Consider the following 15,419-nt stretch of genomic DNA (forward strand, 5'->3'; position numbering starts at 1 on the left):
GCCAAGGAGAAGTAGGCGAAATATCAGCGCAATGCTGAAATACTCAAGAAAAAGTCTGAAATGATGAATATTCGCGCCGGCCAGCGATGGCTCTATGGCGAAAGATCTTTGCTGCGGCAGGTGTAGTTGTCTGCCTGCGAATTTGATCATTTTCATTTCCGACTTTTTCAGCGATAATTATTAGGCTAAATTGTCGGATTTGGCAGGGCAAGGGCTGTGGGCGTTATTATCGCATTATAACGTCATGCGGCGCGTTTGATGCAAATATCGCAGCCGTGTGGCAGCCGCTGCCCCGCCGGGGCTGCGCCATGGCGTATCAGCGCGCGGCGAAAAGGCCGAAAGAGCGCGTGCCGAGCTTCAGCGTGGTGACTCGGCGATAGTTGCGGGCCAGTGCATCGAGCACCACGGCGCGTGTGCGCAAGTTCGGAGCATAGGGACGGGGCGATTCGTCGATCACCACCGCACCAGGGCGGGCCGCCATGATGCGCTGCACTTCCGTGCGCGTATCGATGCCCAGCGCGTCTTCCTCGAACCGGGTGGACAAGTGCGCGGGGAAGGCAAAGCGCGTGGGCAGGCACGATCCCGTGGCGCTATAAAGCGCGCTGTCGCCTTCGTAGACATAGAGGCAATGGCCCGCGTCGATATGCGGCCGGATGATCGATGCCGCGCGATCCAGATCGTTGGTCGTGCCAAACTTGTGCGCCTGCACCGCCGTTGCACCCAGGCCCGCACCCAAGCCCACCACGAACAGGGCCCGCCGCAAAAAGCCTGTGGGCCGGCACGTGCCGTCAAGCACCGGCGCTGCCAGGATGGCCAGCGGCAAAAGCACCGGCGCGACATAGTGATCATACCAGGTGCCCGGCGCGAGGAAGCCGGCAACGGACAGCCCCAGCCACAGGCACAGGCCTCGCCGAGCCGCGGCACTGCCCGAACATTGCGGATCGATCCGCGAGCCCAGTGCGAGGGCGAGGTAAAAGGGAATGAGTGCCATGGCCACCTTGAACAGGCGGAATGACGCTTCTGCCCAGTCCTGGCCACGATTGAGCACCGACAGGAAATTGGCCGTAAAGAACGTCTGTCCCTGTCCGTCGGCGGCATAGGCGGCAAAGATGATCACCGTGGGCAGCAGGGCCAGGCCGATCCAGGCAAGCCCGGCCGCGGCGATGCGTGGCCAGCGCCACCCGGCCCGCCAGGCAGTCCACAGCAGCATCAGGCCAAAGCCCATGCCCTCGATCACCACGCTGGTCTTGATCTGCAGGGCAATGCCCACCAACGCCATGGCCAGGCAGCCGCGCCGCCACAGCGCCGGATCGGCCGGCGCCTGCCCCGGTTGCGGTGCGGGCGCGCACACGCTGGCCATCGCATCGATCACCATCAGCCCCGCCAGCATCATCGGCAGGTTGTAGAACACCGGGGCCTGGCCCATGCCGCAGTTGAACGCCATGAGGTAGATCAGATAGGCCATGCCCGACAGCATCGCGCCACGTGGCCCCGCCAGATGCCGCGCACAGCGTGCGATCACCACGGCCGTGGCGGCGGCCGCTGCGATGGCCATGATCTGGTAGGCCAGCACGCCGTTGCCCGGCAGCGCCCGCGCAGCGGCATAGATCAGGAACAGGCCCAGCGGCTTGCGATCCCACAGGTCCACATAAGGCAGGACACCGTGCCACAGTTGATCGCCCATCAGCAGGTAGAACTGTTCGTCGGCGTGAAACAGCGGATCGCCCAGCCATGGGGCACGCAACACCAACGCAACCAGGAAAAACACCGCAAAGGCCCGCATGTGCAACGCTTCCGTCAGGGGAGGGCCGCTGCCACGGTATCAAGTTCGCCCTGCGGGACCACGATGGCCCCAGCGCGTGGGCGATCGAGATCGAGCACGGTGACATAGGCTGCGCAAAGCAGCACGAAAAGCGCAAGGGCGGCTGCCGCATGGCGGCGGCTGGATGCGTCCGGGCCATAGCCCAGGATGCCTGCCCCGGCACAGCAATAGAGCGCCAACAGCATCAAGACTTCGGCCGGAAGACGCGCGCTGCGCTCGGCATGGCGGGCGGTGGCGATGTCCCCCAGGCTGTTCCAGGCCGAAACCAGCACCGGCCCGCGCGTGTCGGGCGGCATGGTCCGCAAGGTGCCGATCAGGTGGTCGCCGAACATGGTGCCCAGCGTTGCCGCCCGCCCGACGGCGGCTTCCCATTCGGCATCGTCGGGGACGCGCCCGGCCTCGGCGCGGGCACGCGCATATGTGCCCAGCAGCCGCGCCAGCGGGGCGCGCTGCGCCTCATCCAACAGGCCAAGGCGCGAGGCCATGGTGCCAAAGGCGTTGGCTTCGTCCAGCGCCAACTGGCGGCGATGTTCGTAACGGCCGATCGCCAGGCTGAAGGCAAACGCCATCAACAGCGCGAGCAGCCCGAAAACCCCTGAAAGAACAGCCCCCTGGTCGCTGCGCCGGATGCCCTGATCCGGTGCGGCGGTGCCTGGCGTGGCCGCTTCGGTCCGCTCCAGCCAGGCATGCAAACGCGCCCCGCCCAAATAGGCCAGGACCATGGCCACCAGCAGAGCCAGGCCCAAAGCGCCCAGCGGTGTCCGGTCAAACACGGTCATGGATCCCGTCAACATCCCTTCAGGCTGCGCCAGCCCAGGTGGCGGGTCAAGCGCCATTACTTCACCCAGTCGAGACCGATTTCCTCGTAGATTTCGCGGCTGTCGGCCCAGTTCTCTTCGACCTTAACGTGGAGGAAGAGATGAACCTTCGCACCCAAAAGATCGGACAACTCTTTTCTCGCGGCTTCGCCGATGGCCTTGAGCTTGGCGCCACCCTTGCCGAGCACGATCCCGCGCTGGCTGTCGCGCGCGATGACGATCTGCTGGTGAATTTCCACCGAGCCGTCGCGGCGGTGCTGATAGCTTTCGGGGCGCACCGCGCTGTCATAGGGAAGTTCGTCGTGCAACTGGCGATAGAGTTGCTCGCGCGTGATTTCGGCGGCGAGCAGGCGTTCCGAGGCGTCGGACACCTGGTCTTCGGGATAGTGCCAGGGGCCCTGCGGCATCAGACCGGCCAGCCGCGTCTTCAGTTCGGCTACGCCATCGCCGGTCAGCGCCGATACGAAGAACACTTCGTCGAACTGTCCGGCGCCGCTCAGTTCCTCGGCCATGACCAGCAGCGGTTCCTTGGGCGTGGCGTCCACCTTGTTGAGCACCAGGAACTTGCGTTCGGGCCGTCCGGCCAGCGAGGCGAGGATCGGTTCGAGGTATTCGCGCTTCTTCTTGCGCGCGTCCACCACCAGCAGGATGGCATCGGCCTCGCTTGCGCCTTCCCAGGCGGCGTTGACCATCGCGCGGTCGAGCCGGCGCTTGGGCTGGAACAGGCCGGGCGTGTCGGCCAGGATGATCTGCGCCGGGCCTTCCAGGGCAATGCCCATCAGGCGGGCGCGGGTGGTCTGCGCCTTGGCCGAAACGATCGCCACCTTCTGGCCGACTAAGGCATTGACGAGCGTGGACTTGCCGGCATTGGGCGCGCCGATCACGGCCACCAGGCCGCAGGATTGTTCGGATTCGGCGGGGTTGGAAACGATATCGATCATGGAAACAGGATGAACCTCATCGCGCCCGGCCGCAATGGCCGAGCGCAGGATATGGGAATTGGGCGTGTGGCTTTGTTCAGGCGAACTGCTTGAGAAAATCGCGGGCGGCTGCCGTTTCGGCTTCCTGCTTGCTGCTGCCGCGGGCCTGTGCTTCGCCCACGCCTTTCACTTCCACGCTCACCGTGAAAATCGCGGCATGGTCGGGCCCGTCGCGGCTGACCAGGGTATAGACCGGCGGCTTGCGGCGGTTGCCCGCCGCCCATTCCTGCAAGGCGGCCTTGGGATGCTTGCGCTGCCCGGCACCGGTCCGCATCGGCTTGTCCCAGCAGCGGCGCACGAAATCGCGCGCGGCGGGAAAGCCGCGTTCCAGGAACAGCGCGCCGATCAGGGCTTCCATCACGTCGCCCAGGATATTGTCGCTGTCGGCGCCGCCATCATCGCGCGCCTGCTTGCCCAGGCGGATATGTGTCGGCACGCCCAGCGTGCGGGCCACGTCGGCGCAGGTTTCACGGCTGACCAAGGCGTTGAGGCGTTGCGACAGCTTGCCTTCGGCAGCGTCGCTCGCTTCGTGCAGCCAATCGGCGATCGCCAGGCCCAGCACCCGGTCGCCCAGGAATTCCAGGCGCTGGTAATCGCGGCTTTCGCCGAGCGAACCGTGGGTGAGCGCTTCATGCCAAAGCGCCGGCTGTTGCACCGGCGCTTGGGTCAATTCCGCCAGGAAGGCGGCGGTCTCGGGGGACAGGGGCGTGCTCAGAACAGGCCCCCGATGCGGTTCCAGCGCAGCGCGGTAAACCACGTCCAGGGCAGGAACCAGTTAGCCGACCCGTCGGTGGACCACATCACGATGGTGGCGCGGCCGACCAGGTTGTCCTGCGGGACCAGGCCGATGCCGCCGCCTTCGATGGCGGGGAAGCGGCTATCCATGGAGTTGTCGCGATTGTCGCCCATCAGGAACAGCTTGCCTGCGGGCACGACGACCGGCGGCGTATCGTCCTGCGGGCGATAGCCCAGGTCGAGCACGTTGTAGGTCTTGCCGCCCGGCAGGGTTTCCTGGAACTGCGGATAGTGGCAGGTCTGCGTGCCATCGGCCTCGGTCACCGCGAAATCGGGCGAGATGCATTCGGTGTTGGCCGAAACCCGGATCACGAAATCGGCGATCTTCACCTTGGGCACGGCCTTGCCGTTCAGGTGCAGCACCCCGCCGATCATCTGCACGGTATCGCCCGGCACGCCGATGACGCGCTTGATATAGTCCACGTCGTTGCCCGGCGGAGCCTTGAAGATCACCACGTCACCGCGATTGGGCTGGCCGGCGAAAATGCGCTTGGGCAAGAGCGGCACGCTGAACGGCAGGGAATACTTGGAAAACCCATAGGGCCACTTGGCCGCCAGCAGGTAATCGCCGTTTTCCAGCCGGGGCAGCATCGATTCCGACGGGATGTTGAAAGGCGAGAAGAAGAAGCTGCGGAAGATCGCCACGATCAGCACCAGCTTCACCAGGAACACCGGGAAGCTGTCTTCCTTCTTCTGCTTCTTCGCCGGCGCGGCCGGAATGGGCTGCGGGGCCGTGGGCTGTTCCACCGTCGGGCTGGCGGGTTCGGGCGTGTCGTTCATCGGCTGGGTCATGTGGAGGGCAAAGGCATCCGTCAAGAAGGAATGCACCTGCCATAGTCCCAGGCAAATACGTTTGCACGATCCGTTCGTCGAGCCACGCGCCCGCTTGGAAGATTGTGTGCAAGCGGGCATGAGGGGCGCGACCCCGCAACCGTTAAAGGACACCAGGACAATGGCAGCACAGGACCAGGCCACGCTGTGGCACGCGCTGGAGACGCTGGAGGTGCCCACTCTTGCCGCGCTGTTTGACGATGCCGCGCGCTTGGATCGCTATGCCACCACGCTCGATCTGCCCGGTGGCCCGATTCGCTTTGACTGGGCCAAGACCCATCTTTCCGCGCCAGTCGAAGCCATTCTGGCCGATCTGGCCCAGGCCACCGATCTTGTCGGCAAGCGGGCGGAACTGCTTTCGGGCGCCAAGATCAACAACACCGAAGGCCGCGCGGCCGAACACACCGCCCAGCGCGGCGTGGGCGCCGAAGCCAGCGTGGAAGAAGCCCAGGCCCTGCATGCCCGCATGGCGCTGCTGGTCGACGCCATCCACGAAGGCGTGCTGGGCGAGGTGAAGAGCCTGATCCACATCGGCATCGGCGGTTCGGCGCTGGGCCCGGCCCTGGCGATCGATGCGCTGGCGCGCGAAGAGGCCAAGGTGGCCGTGCACGTGGTGTCCAACATCGATGGCTGCGCGCTGGAGCAGGCGATGTCGCGCTGCGATCCGGCGACCACCCTGGTTGCCGTCGCGTCCAAGACCTTCACCACCACCGAAACCATGACCAATGCCCACAGCGCGCTGGAATGGCTGCGCGAAGGCGGCGTCGCCGATCCCTATGGCCGCGTGATCGCGCTGACCGCCGCGCCGGAAAAGGCGGTGGAATGGGGCGTGGATGAAACCCGCATCCTGCCGTTTTCCGAAACCGTGGGCGGGCGCTATTCGCTGTGGTCCTCGATCGGGTTCCCGGTGGCGCTGGCGCTGGGCAACGAGGCGTTTGCCCAGTTCCTGGCGGGCGCCAAGGCGATCGACGAGCATTTCCGCGACGCCCCGATCGGTGAGAACGTTGTGGTGCGCGCCGCCTTTGCCGATCTGTTCTATACCCAGGCACGCGGTTGCCAGACCCGCGCGGTCTTTGCCTATGACGAGCGCCTGGCCCTGCTGCCCGATTATCTCCAGCAACTCGAGATGGAATCCAACGGCAAGCGCGTGCTGGCCGACGGATCGCCGCTGACGCGGCCCAGCGCCCCGGTCACCTGGGGGGGCGTCGGCACCGATGCGCAGCACGCCGTGTTCCAGTTGCTGCACCAGGGCACCCACCTGATCCCGGTGGATTTCCTTGCCGTCAAAGTGCCGGGCCACGATCTTGATCCGGTGCACCACAAGATCCTCTTGTCCAACTGCTTTGCGCAAGGCGCCGCGCTTATGGCGGGCCAGGCGAGCGAGGATGGCGCGCGCGCCTATCCGGGCAACCGCCCTTCGGCCACGATCCTGTGCGACGAACTCAACCCCGCCACGCTCGGCGCGCTGATCGCTTTCCACGAACACCGCGTGTTCGTTTCGGCGATGCTGCTGGGCATCAACCCATTCGACCAGTTCGGCGTCGAGCTGGGCAAGGCGATCGCCAAGAAGATCGATGCCGGCGGCGGCGAAGGGTTTGACGCCAGCACCGAAGCGCTGCTGGCCGAAGCCGGGATCGGCGTGGATTGAAAGTTAGCTGACCTAATCAATTAATCGCCATGCAGGGACTGGCGCCGGAGGGGCATCGTTGCCATATCCGGCGCCAGTTTTCGATTCAGCAAGACGAGGCCCTGCCATGACCGATCCCGCTTACGACTATGACCTGTTCGTGATCGGGGCCGGATCGGGCGGGGTGCGCGCCAGCCGCATCGCCGCCGGCTATGGCGCGCGCGTTGCCGTGGCCGAGGAATATCGCGTGGGCGGCACTTGCGTGATCCGCGGCTGCGTGCCCAAGAAGCTGCTGGTCTACGGCTCGCACTTTGCCGAGGAATTGCAGGACGCGGCCAATTACGGCTGGACCGTGGAAAAGATGACGTTCGATTGGCCCACGCTGCGCGATGCCGTGGCCAAGGACGTGGATCGGCTGAACGCGGCCTACACCAACACGCTCAATTCCAACAAGGTCGAGCATTTCCTGGAACGCGCCACGATCACCGGGCCCAACAGCGTCAAGCTGGCCAGTGGCCGCGAGATCACCGCGAAATACATCCTGGTGGCCGTGGGCGCCTGGCCGGTGATGCCCGAGATCGAGGGCGTGGAGCATTGCATCACCTCGAACGAGGTGTTTCATCTCGAAAGCCTGCCGCGCCGCGTGGTGATTGCCGGCGCTGGTTATATCGCGCTGGAATTTGCCGGCATCTTCAATGCCCTGGGCAGCCACGTCACGGTGGTGAACCGCAGCGAGACAATCCTGCGCGGCTACGACGCCGCGCTGCGCGATCGCCTGCTGCAGATTACCATGGCGCGCGGCATCGAATACAAGTTCAACTGCGGGTTCGAACGCGTGGAAAAGCAGGAGGATGGCAGCCTGCTGGTCTTCATGAAGGGCCAGCCCGATCCGCTTCACGCCGATGCCGTGCTGGTGGCCACCGGCCGCCGCCCCAAGACCGATGGCCTGGGGCTGGAAAACGCCGGGATCGCGCTTGGCGCGCACGGTGAGATCGTGGTGGACGAGGGCGCGCAAACGTCGTGCCCCAGCATCTTTGCGGTGGGCGACGTCACCAATCGCGTGCAACTGACGCCGATCGCCATCCGCGAAGGCCATGCCTTTGCCGATCGCGTGTTCGGCGGCAAGGACACGCGCGTATCCTATGATTGCATTCCCAGCGCCGTGTTCTCGCAGCCCCCGCTTGCCAGCGTGGGCCTTAACGAAGCGCAGGCCCGCGAAAAGCTGGGCAGCAACGTCAAGATCTTCACCTCGGATTTCCGCCCGATGAAGAACATTTTCGGCCATCGCCCCGAACGCGGGCTCTACAAGCTGGTCGTCGATGCCCAGACCGACAAGGTGCTGGGCGTGCACCTCATCGGCCCCGATGCGCCCGAAGTGCTGCAGGCGGCCGCCATCGCGGTGAAGGCCGGGCTGACCAAGGCCGATTTCGACGCCACCGTGGCGCTGCACCCATCGATGGCCGAAGAGCTTGTGCTGATGCGATAAACCGGTAACTGCCGCGTTAACCCAACTTGGCCGTTGAACTGTGGCGCAGGTGCGGTAGGCTGTGCGCGAAGATGGGTTGGGGGCAGGAACCATGGAAGATGTCGGCGGGACCGTGCTCGTCACGGGCGGGTCTGGCTACATTGCCGGATACATCATCCGCGCGCTGCTGGACGATGGCTGGACCGTCAATACCACGGTCCGCGATCTGGGCCGCGAGGCGCAGTTGCGCGCCCAGCTGGGCGGCAGCTATGCCTCGCTGCGGTTCTTCCAGGCAGACCTGATGGCCGATGCGGGCTGGCGCGCGGCACTGCACGGATGCAGCCACGTCTGCCACGTCGCGTCACCGTTGCACGTCAATGCCCCGCGCCACGAAGACGAACTGGTGGTGCCGGCGCGTGAAGGGGTGCTGCGCGCCTTGCGCTTTGCCCACGCGGCCGGGGTGAAGCGCTTTGTGCAAACCTCGTCGGTGGCGGCGATCGCCTATGGCCATGGCAAGGGCATCCGCCGCTATACCGAGGCCGACTGGACCGACCTAGATGGCCCCGGTGTCCACGCCTATGCCAAGTCCAAGACCGTGGCCGAACGCGCCGCGCGCGAATGGATCGCGCAGTATGGCCAGGGCATGGAATTCGTCTCGGTCAATCCCTCGGTCGTGCTCGGCCCGGTGTGGAGCCGGGACTATTCCGCCTCGATCGAACTGGTGCGGCAATTGCTGGCCGGCACCGTGCCGGGCTGTCCGGACCTGGGCTTTGGCGTGGTGGACGTGCGCGATGTGGCTGCCTTGCACCTGCGCGCGCTGACCGAGCCCGGCATCGACGGCGAGCGCTTCATCGCCTCCGGCCCGTTCCTCAAGATGATCGACGTGGCGCGCATCCTGCGCCAGGAACTGGGCCGCGGGGCACGCCGCGTGCCGATGCACCGGGTGCCCGACTGGATGGTCCACGCCATGGGCCTAGTCAGCCCGATGATCCGCCAGGTCACCAGCGAACTGGGCAATGTGCGCGATACCGACGCCGGCCATGCCCGCACCCGCCTGGGCTGGGCCACGCGGCCGGTGGAACAGACCATCGCCGATTGCGCAAGCAGCCTGATCGAAACGCGCGTGGTGGCGGCCTGACTCTGCGTCAGATCCCCGCCCACCATTGGTAGCCGGAGTGGTCTTCCCAATAGCCGCCCTTGCCGCCGTAAAGCCCGGCGAGCGTAGCGACGAGCTCCACCCGCATGACGTATTTCGCCTGCTTGTAGCCAAGCTGCCGTTCCACGCGCAGGCGCAGCGGCGCGCCGTGGCCCACTGACAGCGGCTGGCCGTTCATGGTGTGGGCCAGGATCGTCTGCGGATGCAGCGCTTCGGCCAGGTCGATCGATTCGTAATAGGGCGTGCCGGAAAAATCGTCGGCACAGTGGAACACGGCGTAGCGTGCCTGGGGCAGGGCGCCGGCGCCGTGGAGCAGCAAGCCCAGTGGCAACCCGGTCCACTGGCCGATCGCGCTCCACCCTTCCACGCAATCGTGCCGGGTGATCTGGGTGCGCTGGGGTAAGGCCCGCAATTGCGCCATCGTCAGGTCCATGGGCCGCGCCACCAGGCCGTCAACACGCAGGCGCCAATCGGCAAAGCCACGCTCCAGCTGCGCGAGATACGCCGCCGCCGTCGGGCGGGTGTTGCCGTTGACGCGGAACACCGGGGAAATGTCTGCGGCGGAAAATTCCGGGGCCAGGGCATTGCCGGCCACCAGTCGCTGCGCGCTGCGGCTGGCCTTTTCGCCCAGCGAAAGCACGCTTTTTGCCGTGGGCGAGGCAACGATGCGGTCGCAGCCCGACAGCAAAAGGCCGCCCGATCCGGCCAGCAGCGCACGGCGGGAAAAACCGCTCATGGCGTGCGCTCCGGCGGCAGGCGATACCAGCCGGTGATCATCGCGCGCAACTCGTTGATCGGCCCGGCGAGCACCACCATGACGAGGTGTACCAGGATGAACAGCGCCAGGCCGGCCGCGCACAGGAAATGCAGCGAGCGCGCCGATTGCCGCCCGCCCAGCACATCGAGCAGCCAGGGCAGCGCGGCATTCATGGTGGGCGACATCGCCAGGCCCGTCGCCACCATCATCGGCAGTAGTACGAAAATGACGGAGAGATAGGCGATCTTCTGCAGCGGGTTGTAGCGCCGGGCCGCTTCGCCACGTGGCAGGCGGCCACGCAGATGTTCGGTCACGTCATGCCACAGCGCACGCGGGCGCCGTTCTTCGCGCGACAAGCCCAGATCGCGGCGCAAGTGCCCGGAAACCAGTGCATAGACCAGGAACCCAGCCAGGCTCGCCACCAACACCCACGCGCCCAGGAAATGCCACCCGCGCGCCAGCGAGAGGTTGTAATGCCCCGGCAGCGTGACCAGCGGCGGAAAGGCCAGTGCGGTACTCTGGGCATAGCCGACCAGGCCGGTGCTGGGAATCTCGTGCCCGCCCAGGGCCACGAAACCGTGCGTCCCATGATTGCCGATTTCCAACCAGGCGGGATCGAAATTCGCCCCGTCCTTGCCCCAATAGAGCCGCGGATGCGCGTTGAAGATCATCATTCCGCTCATCAGCATGATGAAAATGGTCAAGGCATTGATCCAATGCCACAGGCGCACGGGCCAGCGAATGCGCAGGATGAGGGGTGAGCGGTTCACGGACCGGGTCATGCCATGAAGCGGGCCTGGCGTCATCCCGTGTTCGACGAACGCCCAGCGAGGCGTGGGTTCAGCCCCAGGGCTTGGCCTCTGCCAGCGCAATCAGGCTTTTGCGCGTGTGCCGGCGCGCCTGGGCACCGCGGTGGCAACTGGCGGGCACGGGGCGCAGCGCCCGCCAGCCGGCGCGGCCGATCCAGGCGAGCTTGGCCTTGGCCGAAACCACGGTGCGGCTGTGCCACGCCTTGTCCCCGCGCGCGGCCACCTTGCGGGCAATGTCGCCATAGATCCCGGCCGCCGCCAGGATCGCCCAGCGCTGGCGCGCGCGCAACCGCCCGGCGCCAACGCGCGCCGAACATTCGTGCGCCTGTGCCATGTCACACAGCCGGCGGGCCAGGCCAGCGAGCGTCTCGCGGTATTGCGGTTTCAACTGCTCGCCGGGCGGCAGATCTGCTTCGGCCAGCCATTCGGCCGGCAGATAGCAACGCCCGGCGGCATCGTCTTCGGCCAGATCGCGCGCAATATTGGCCAGCTGGAACGCCAGCCCCAGGTCTGCCGCGCGGTCCAGCGTGTCTTCGTCATCGGGCGAAACGCCCATGACCACGGCCATCATTACCCCCACCGCGCCTGCCACGTGCCAGCAATAGCGCATGAGGTCTGCCTCGGTGCGTGGCTGCCAATCGGCTGCGTCGAGCGCGAAACCGCCGATCACCGCCTCGGCCATGGCCATGGTCAAACCCGTTTCGCGCGCCACCAGGCCCAGCGCGTCGAACGCAGGGTTACCCGTGGCTTGCCCGGCCATGGCCTGCGCGGTCAGCCGCCGCACCAGGGCAAGCCGCTCGGCCGCGCCGGATTGGTCCCCCAGCGCGCCGCCCATGTCCTGCGCATCGACAATATCGTCGCAGGCGCGGCACCAGGCATAGAGCAGCCACACCCGCTCGCGCGTGACGCGATCGAACAGGCTGGAGGCAGCCGCGAAACTCTTGGAGCCGCGCCGGATCGTGTCGCGCGCGGCGGCGACCAGCGCGGCGCGATCGGGGATGGCGGAAACCATGGGGTTTACAGGTCCGAAGCCTGCATCGCGATGATCGGGCGGTGCGGCTCGTGCGCGGTCATCCGCGCCAGCAGCAGGTCAAGATCGTGTTCGGCCACCATGATCCCGGCATGGGCCGGACGGATGAAGCCCACTTCGATCATGTGGCGGTTGAACGCGAGCAGGTGATCGTAAAAGCCAAAGGCATTGAGCACGCCCACCGGCTTGGTGTGATAGCCCAGCTGCGCCCAGCTGATCGCTTCCCACAGCTCGTCCATCGTGCCAACGCCGCCCGGCAGCGTGAGAAACCCATCGGCCAGATCCACGAAAGCCTGCTTGCGCGCGTGCATGCCCGGCACCACGTCAAGCCGGGTCAGGCCATGGTGCGCCACTTCCGCGCCGACCAGGGCCTGCGGGATCACGCCGATCACTTCGCCGCCGGCGGCCAGGGCGCCGTCGGCCACCGCACCCATCAGGCCCAAGCGGCCACCGCCATAGACCACGCCGATGCCGCGTTCGGCCAGTTGCCGGCCGACATCTGCTGCGAGCGCCACATAGCGCGGATCGGTGGGACTGGCCGAGCCGCAGTAAACCGCAATGCGTTTCATCGCAGATCCTCCAGCATCAACTTGGCTGTGGCCTTGGCGCTGCCCACCACGCCGGGGATGCCGGCGCCGGGATGGGTGCCGGCGCCCACCAGGTAGAAATTGGCAATGTCGTCGTCGCGGTTGTGCGCACGGAACCAGGCGCTTTGCGTCAACAGCGGTTCCAGGCTGAACGCCGCGCCCTGATAGGCCGAAAGGTCGGCCGCGAAATCGGTGGGCGCATAGTGGAACTTGGTCACGATGCGGCTGTGGATGTCGGGGATCAGGCGGCGGCCCACTTCATCGAGGATGCGCTTTTCCAGAAGCGGCCCCACTTCGGCCCAATCCACCGGCAGCTTGCCCATGTTGGCCACGGGCACCAGGGCATAGAACGTGCTCATCCCCTCGGGCGCCATGCCTGGATCGGTGACGGTGGGATGGTGCAGGTAGATCGAGAAATCCTGCGGCAGCACGCCGTGCTGATAGATATCCTCGAGCAGTCCCTTATACCGCGGGCCGAACAGGATCATGTGGTGCGGGATGCCCGGCCAGGTGCCTTCGATGCCGAAGTGCACCACGAACAGGCTGGGCGAAAATTTCTTGCGCTTGAGCGCGCGGGCCCGCTTCTTGCCGGTGGCGCTATCGCCCAGCAGGTCGCGATAGGTGTGCATGATATCGCCGTTGGAGGCGACGGCATCGAAATTGCCGTGCCAGCCGCTGGCGGTGTGTACGCCGGTTACGCGGTTGCCCAGGGTTTCGACGCGCACCACCGGGTCGCCCATGCGCACTTCGCCGCCGATCCGCTGGAATTGCGTAACCATGCCGGCGATCAGGCGGTTGGTGCCACCCTTGGCCCACCACACGCCGCCATCCTTTTCCAGCTTGTGGATCAGGGCATAGATCGCGCTGGTGCTCATCGGGTTGCCACCCACCAGCAGGGTGTGGAAGCTGAACGCTTCGCGCAGCTTTTCGCTTTCGATGAATTTCGACACCATCGAATAGACCGAGCGCCAGGCCTGGTACTTGGCCAGGGCAGGGGCGGCTTTGAGCATGCTGGCAAAGTCAAGGAACGGCACCGCGCCCAACTTGACATAGCCTTCCTCGAACACGCCGGCGGAATAGTGCAGGAATTCCTCGTACCCGGCCACGTCACGCGGGGAAATCTTGGCAATCTCGGCGCGCAGCGAGGTTTCGTCGTTGGAATAGTCGAAGTTGGTGCCATCGGCCCAGTTGAGCCGATAGAACGGCATGACCGGCATGAGTTCGACATCGTCGGACAGCTTGTGCGCCGTCAGGCCCCACAGTTCCTGCAGGCAGGCCGGATCGGTGATCACCGTGGGCCCGGCATCGAACGTGAAGCCATCGCGCTGCCAGTGATAGGCACGGCCGCCCGGCTTGTCGCGCGCTTCGATCAGGGTGGTCTGGATGCCGCCCGCCTGCAGGCGGATGGCCAGGGCCAGGCCGCCGAAACCGGCGCCGATCACGCATGCTCGTTTCATCTACTTGCGCATCCCTGCCAGAGTAAGAGGCCGTGGGCGCGGCCCCGAACCGGCCAGCACCGCCAGGGCGCGGGAAACCGGAACCGGGGGACGGCCCAGGAAAATACGGGCACGATCCAGCACGGTGCTGCGCCCGGCATAGAACCGTTCGATCAACGCCGTGTCGAGACGATAGAAATGTTCCATCATGCGATAACGCGACAGTGGCTCTGCCGCCTGGAACAGCATGGCCGACAGCAGGCGGCCAAACCCGCTGCGTTGCCAATGGCGCCGTGACCAGGTTTCGCTGAACGCCGCGAGCGCCGCGTGGCTCAGGTCCGGCTGCTGGGCCAGGGCCAGGGCAAAGCGCACCGCTTCGGGCACGGAATAGCTGGTGACGGGATGGAACAGGCCAGCGCGAGTGCCGGCGCGGGCGATCTGCCCGCCCGATGAACGCCAGAAGGCGTCCCAATCGCCTGCTGCCACCACCGGCAAGACCCCTTGCTCTTCGTGCAGCACGCTGGCGACCGTCCAGCCCTGGCTGCGGGCATAGGCGCCGATCCGTCCGGCCAGCGCGGGCTGGTCGATGGTCGGACTGTCGGAATAATAGGTGTCTTCGATGAAGATTTCGTCCGGCCCGAACGGCAGGCAATAGACGAAGCGATAGCCATCGACCTGCTCGACCGTGGCATCCATCACGATCGGTTTGGCCAGGCCATGCGGCTCTGCCAGCTTGACCCGCTGGCCCAGGAATTTCTGCCACCCGCCCGAAAGCTGGCCCTGCAGGCGGATGCCGCGCGCATCGATCACCGCGCCACATTCGATCCGCGTGCCGTCGGCAAGGGTGACCGCGCCAGTGCCCGCGGCCAGCACGCGCGCGCCGGTCAGGATGGCATCGGCCGGCAGCGCGGCGCGGATGGCCGCGTCAAAACGGGCCGACGTCATCGAATAATAGCTGGTGGCAAGATCGCGCCGATACTTGGGAAAGCGCACGCTGTAACCTGACCATGCGCCATCGACCATGGCGGCCAGCAGGTCTCGCCCGGCCTTGCCCACGTCCGATCCAAAGAACGACCACACGTGGTTGCCGCCCAGGACATGGTCCTGTTCAACCAGGACGAGTTGGCAATCGGGACGGGCCTTGCGCAGGGCAAGCGCGATCAATCCCCCGGCAAGGCCCCCGCCCAGGATCGCGATGTCGGCATGGCGTATGCTCATCACCATGGCGTTAAGCCAGGCGGGCCGCCCATGCAACCGCCCCAAAGGGCCTTGCTGTGGAGCGGGCCGTTTTTCTGGCCTAAGCCGA

14 protein-coding genes are annotated in these 15,419 nt (G+C 66.0%); 3 read left to right on the forward strand and 11 right to left on the reverse strand.

The window, feature by feature from the left end:
- Positions 1–316: 316 nt before the first annotated feature.
- The 5 genes from FHW94_RS06395 to lepB form a co-directional block, all read right to left on the reverse strand.
- Positions 317–1,783 (reverse strand): hypothetical protein, encoded by a 1,467-nt coding sequence (locus tag FHW94_RS06395; RefSeq protein WP_168554852.1) that lies wholly within the window; start codon positions 1,781–1,783, stop codon positions 317–319.
- A 14-nt stretch (positions 1,784–1,797) separates the two neighbouring features.
- On the reverse strand, positions 1,798–2,601 hold the full coding sequence (locus FHW94_RS06400) for a hypothetical protein (RefSeq protein ID WP_168554853.1): 804 nt from the start codon (positions 2,599–2,601) through the stop codon (positions 1,798–1,800).
- Positions 2,602–2,657: 56 nt separating this feature from the next.
- Entirely contained in the window at positions 2,658–3,581 is a 924-nt protein-coding gene (era, locus tag FHW94_RS06405) for a GTPase Era (protein WP_168554854.1), read from the reverse strand.
- Positions 3,582–3,657: 76 nt separating this feature from the next.
- Complete coding sequence (gene rnc, locus FHW94_RS06410; protein ID WP_246866012.1) at positions 3,658–4,299, reverse strand: ribonuclease III; 642 nt, start codon at positions 4,297–4,299, stop codon at positions 3,658–3,660.
- Positions 4,300–4,331: 32 nt separating this feature from the next.
- Entirely contained in the window at positions 4,332–5,207 is an 876-nt protein-coding gene (gene lepB, locus FHW94_RS06415; RefSeq protein ID WP_168555511.1) for a signal peptidase I, read from the reverse strand.
- 160 nt (positions 5,208–5,367) lie between these two features.
- Here lepB and pgi point away from each other — a divergent pair, with 160 nt between their 5' ends.
- The 3 genes from pgi to FHW94_RS06430 all read left to right on the forward strand — a co-directional run bounded on the left by pgi (position 5,368) and on the right by FHW94_RS06430 (position 9,476).
- Positions 5,368–6,894, forward strand: a complete 1,527-nt coding sequence (gene pgi, locus FHW94_RS06420; protein WP_168554855.1) for a glucose-6-phosphate isomerase — start codon at positions 5,368–5,370, stop codon at positions 6,892–6,894.
- A 106-nt stretch (positions 6,895–7,000) separates the two neighbouring features.
- Positions 7,001–8,359 carry a glutathione-disulfide reductase gene (gene gorA, locus FHW94_RS06425; protein ID WP_168554856.1) on the forward strand — a complete coding sequence of 453 codons (1,359 nt, stop codon included), beginning with the start codon at positions 7,001–7,003 and terminating at the stop codon, positions 8,357–8,359.
- Positions 8,360–8,450: 91 nt separating this feature from the next.
- On the forward strand, positions 8,451–9,476 hold the full coding sequence (locus tag FHW94_RS06430) for an NAD-dependent epimerase/dehydratase family protein (protein ID WP_168554857.1): 1,026 nt from the start codon (positions 8,451–8,453) through the stop codon (positions 9,474–9,476).
- A gap of 7 nt (positions 9,477–9,483) precedes the next feature.
- Here the strand turns inward: FHW94_RS06430 and FHW94_RS06435 are convergent, their stop codons facing one another.
- The 6 genes from FHW94_RS06435 to crtY form a co-directional block, all read right to left on the reverse strand.
- Complete coding sequence (locus FHW94_RS06435) at positions 9,484–10,230, reverse strand: molybdopterin-dependent oxidoreductase (protein WP_168554858.1); 747 nt, start codon at positions 10,228–10,230, stop codon at positions 9,484–9,486.
- Positions 10,227–11,021 carry a cytochrome b/b6 domain-containing protein gene (locus FHW94_RS06440; protein WP_349237450.1) on the reverse strand — a complete coding sequence of 265 codons (795 nt, stop codon included), beginning with the start codon at positions 11,019–11,021 and terminating at the stop codon, positions 10,227–10,229. The genes FHW94_RS06435 and FHW94_RS06440 overlap by 4 nt, the downstream gene beginning before the upstream one ends.
- Positions 11,022–11,091: 70 nt before the next feature.
- A complete protein-coding gene (locus tag FHW94_RS06445; protein ID WP_210425462.1) occupies positions 11,092–12,072 on the reverse strand; it encodes a phytoene/squalene synthase family protein in 981 nt (326 codons plus the stop codon).
- A gap of 5 nt (positions 12,073–12,077) precedes the next feature.
- Entirely contained in the window at positions 12,078–12,659 is a 582-nt protein-coding gene (locus FHW94_RS06450; RefSeq protein WP_168554860.1) for a TIGR00730 family Rossman fold protein, read from the reverse strand.
- Entirely contained in the window at positions 12,656–14,134 is a 1,479-nt protein-coding gene (locus tag FHW94_RS06455; protein ID WP_168554861.1) for a phytoene desaturase, read from the reverse strand. The genes FHW94_RS06450 and FHW94_RS06455 overlap by 4 nt, the downstream gene beginning before the upstream one ends.
- Positions 14,135–15,331: a lycopene beta-cyclase CrtY gene (gene crtY, locus FHW94_RS06460; protein WP_168554862.1), complete on the reverse strand. Its 1,197-nt coding sequence runs from the start codon at positions 15,329–15,331 to the stop codon at positions 14,135–14,137.
- Positions 15,332–15,419 lie beyond the last annotated feature (88 nt).

This window comes from Novosphingobium sp. SG720 (genome assembly GCF_012275365.1).
Classification (GTDB): Bacteria; Pseudomonadota; Alphaproteobacteria; order Sphingomonadales; family Sphingomonadaceae; genus Novosphingobium; species Novosphingobium rhizosphaerae.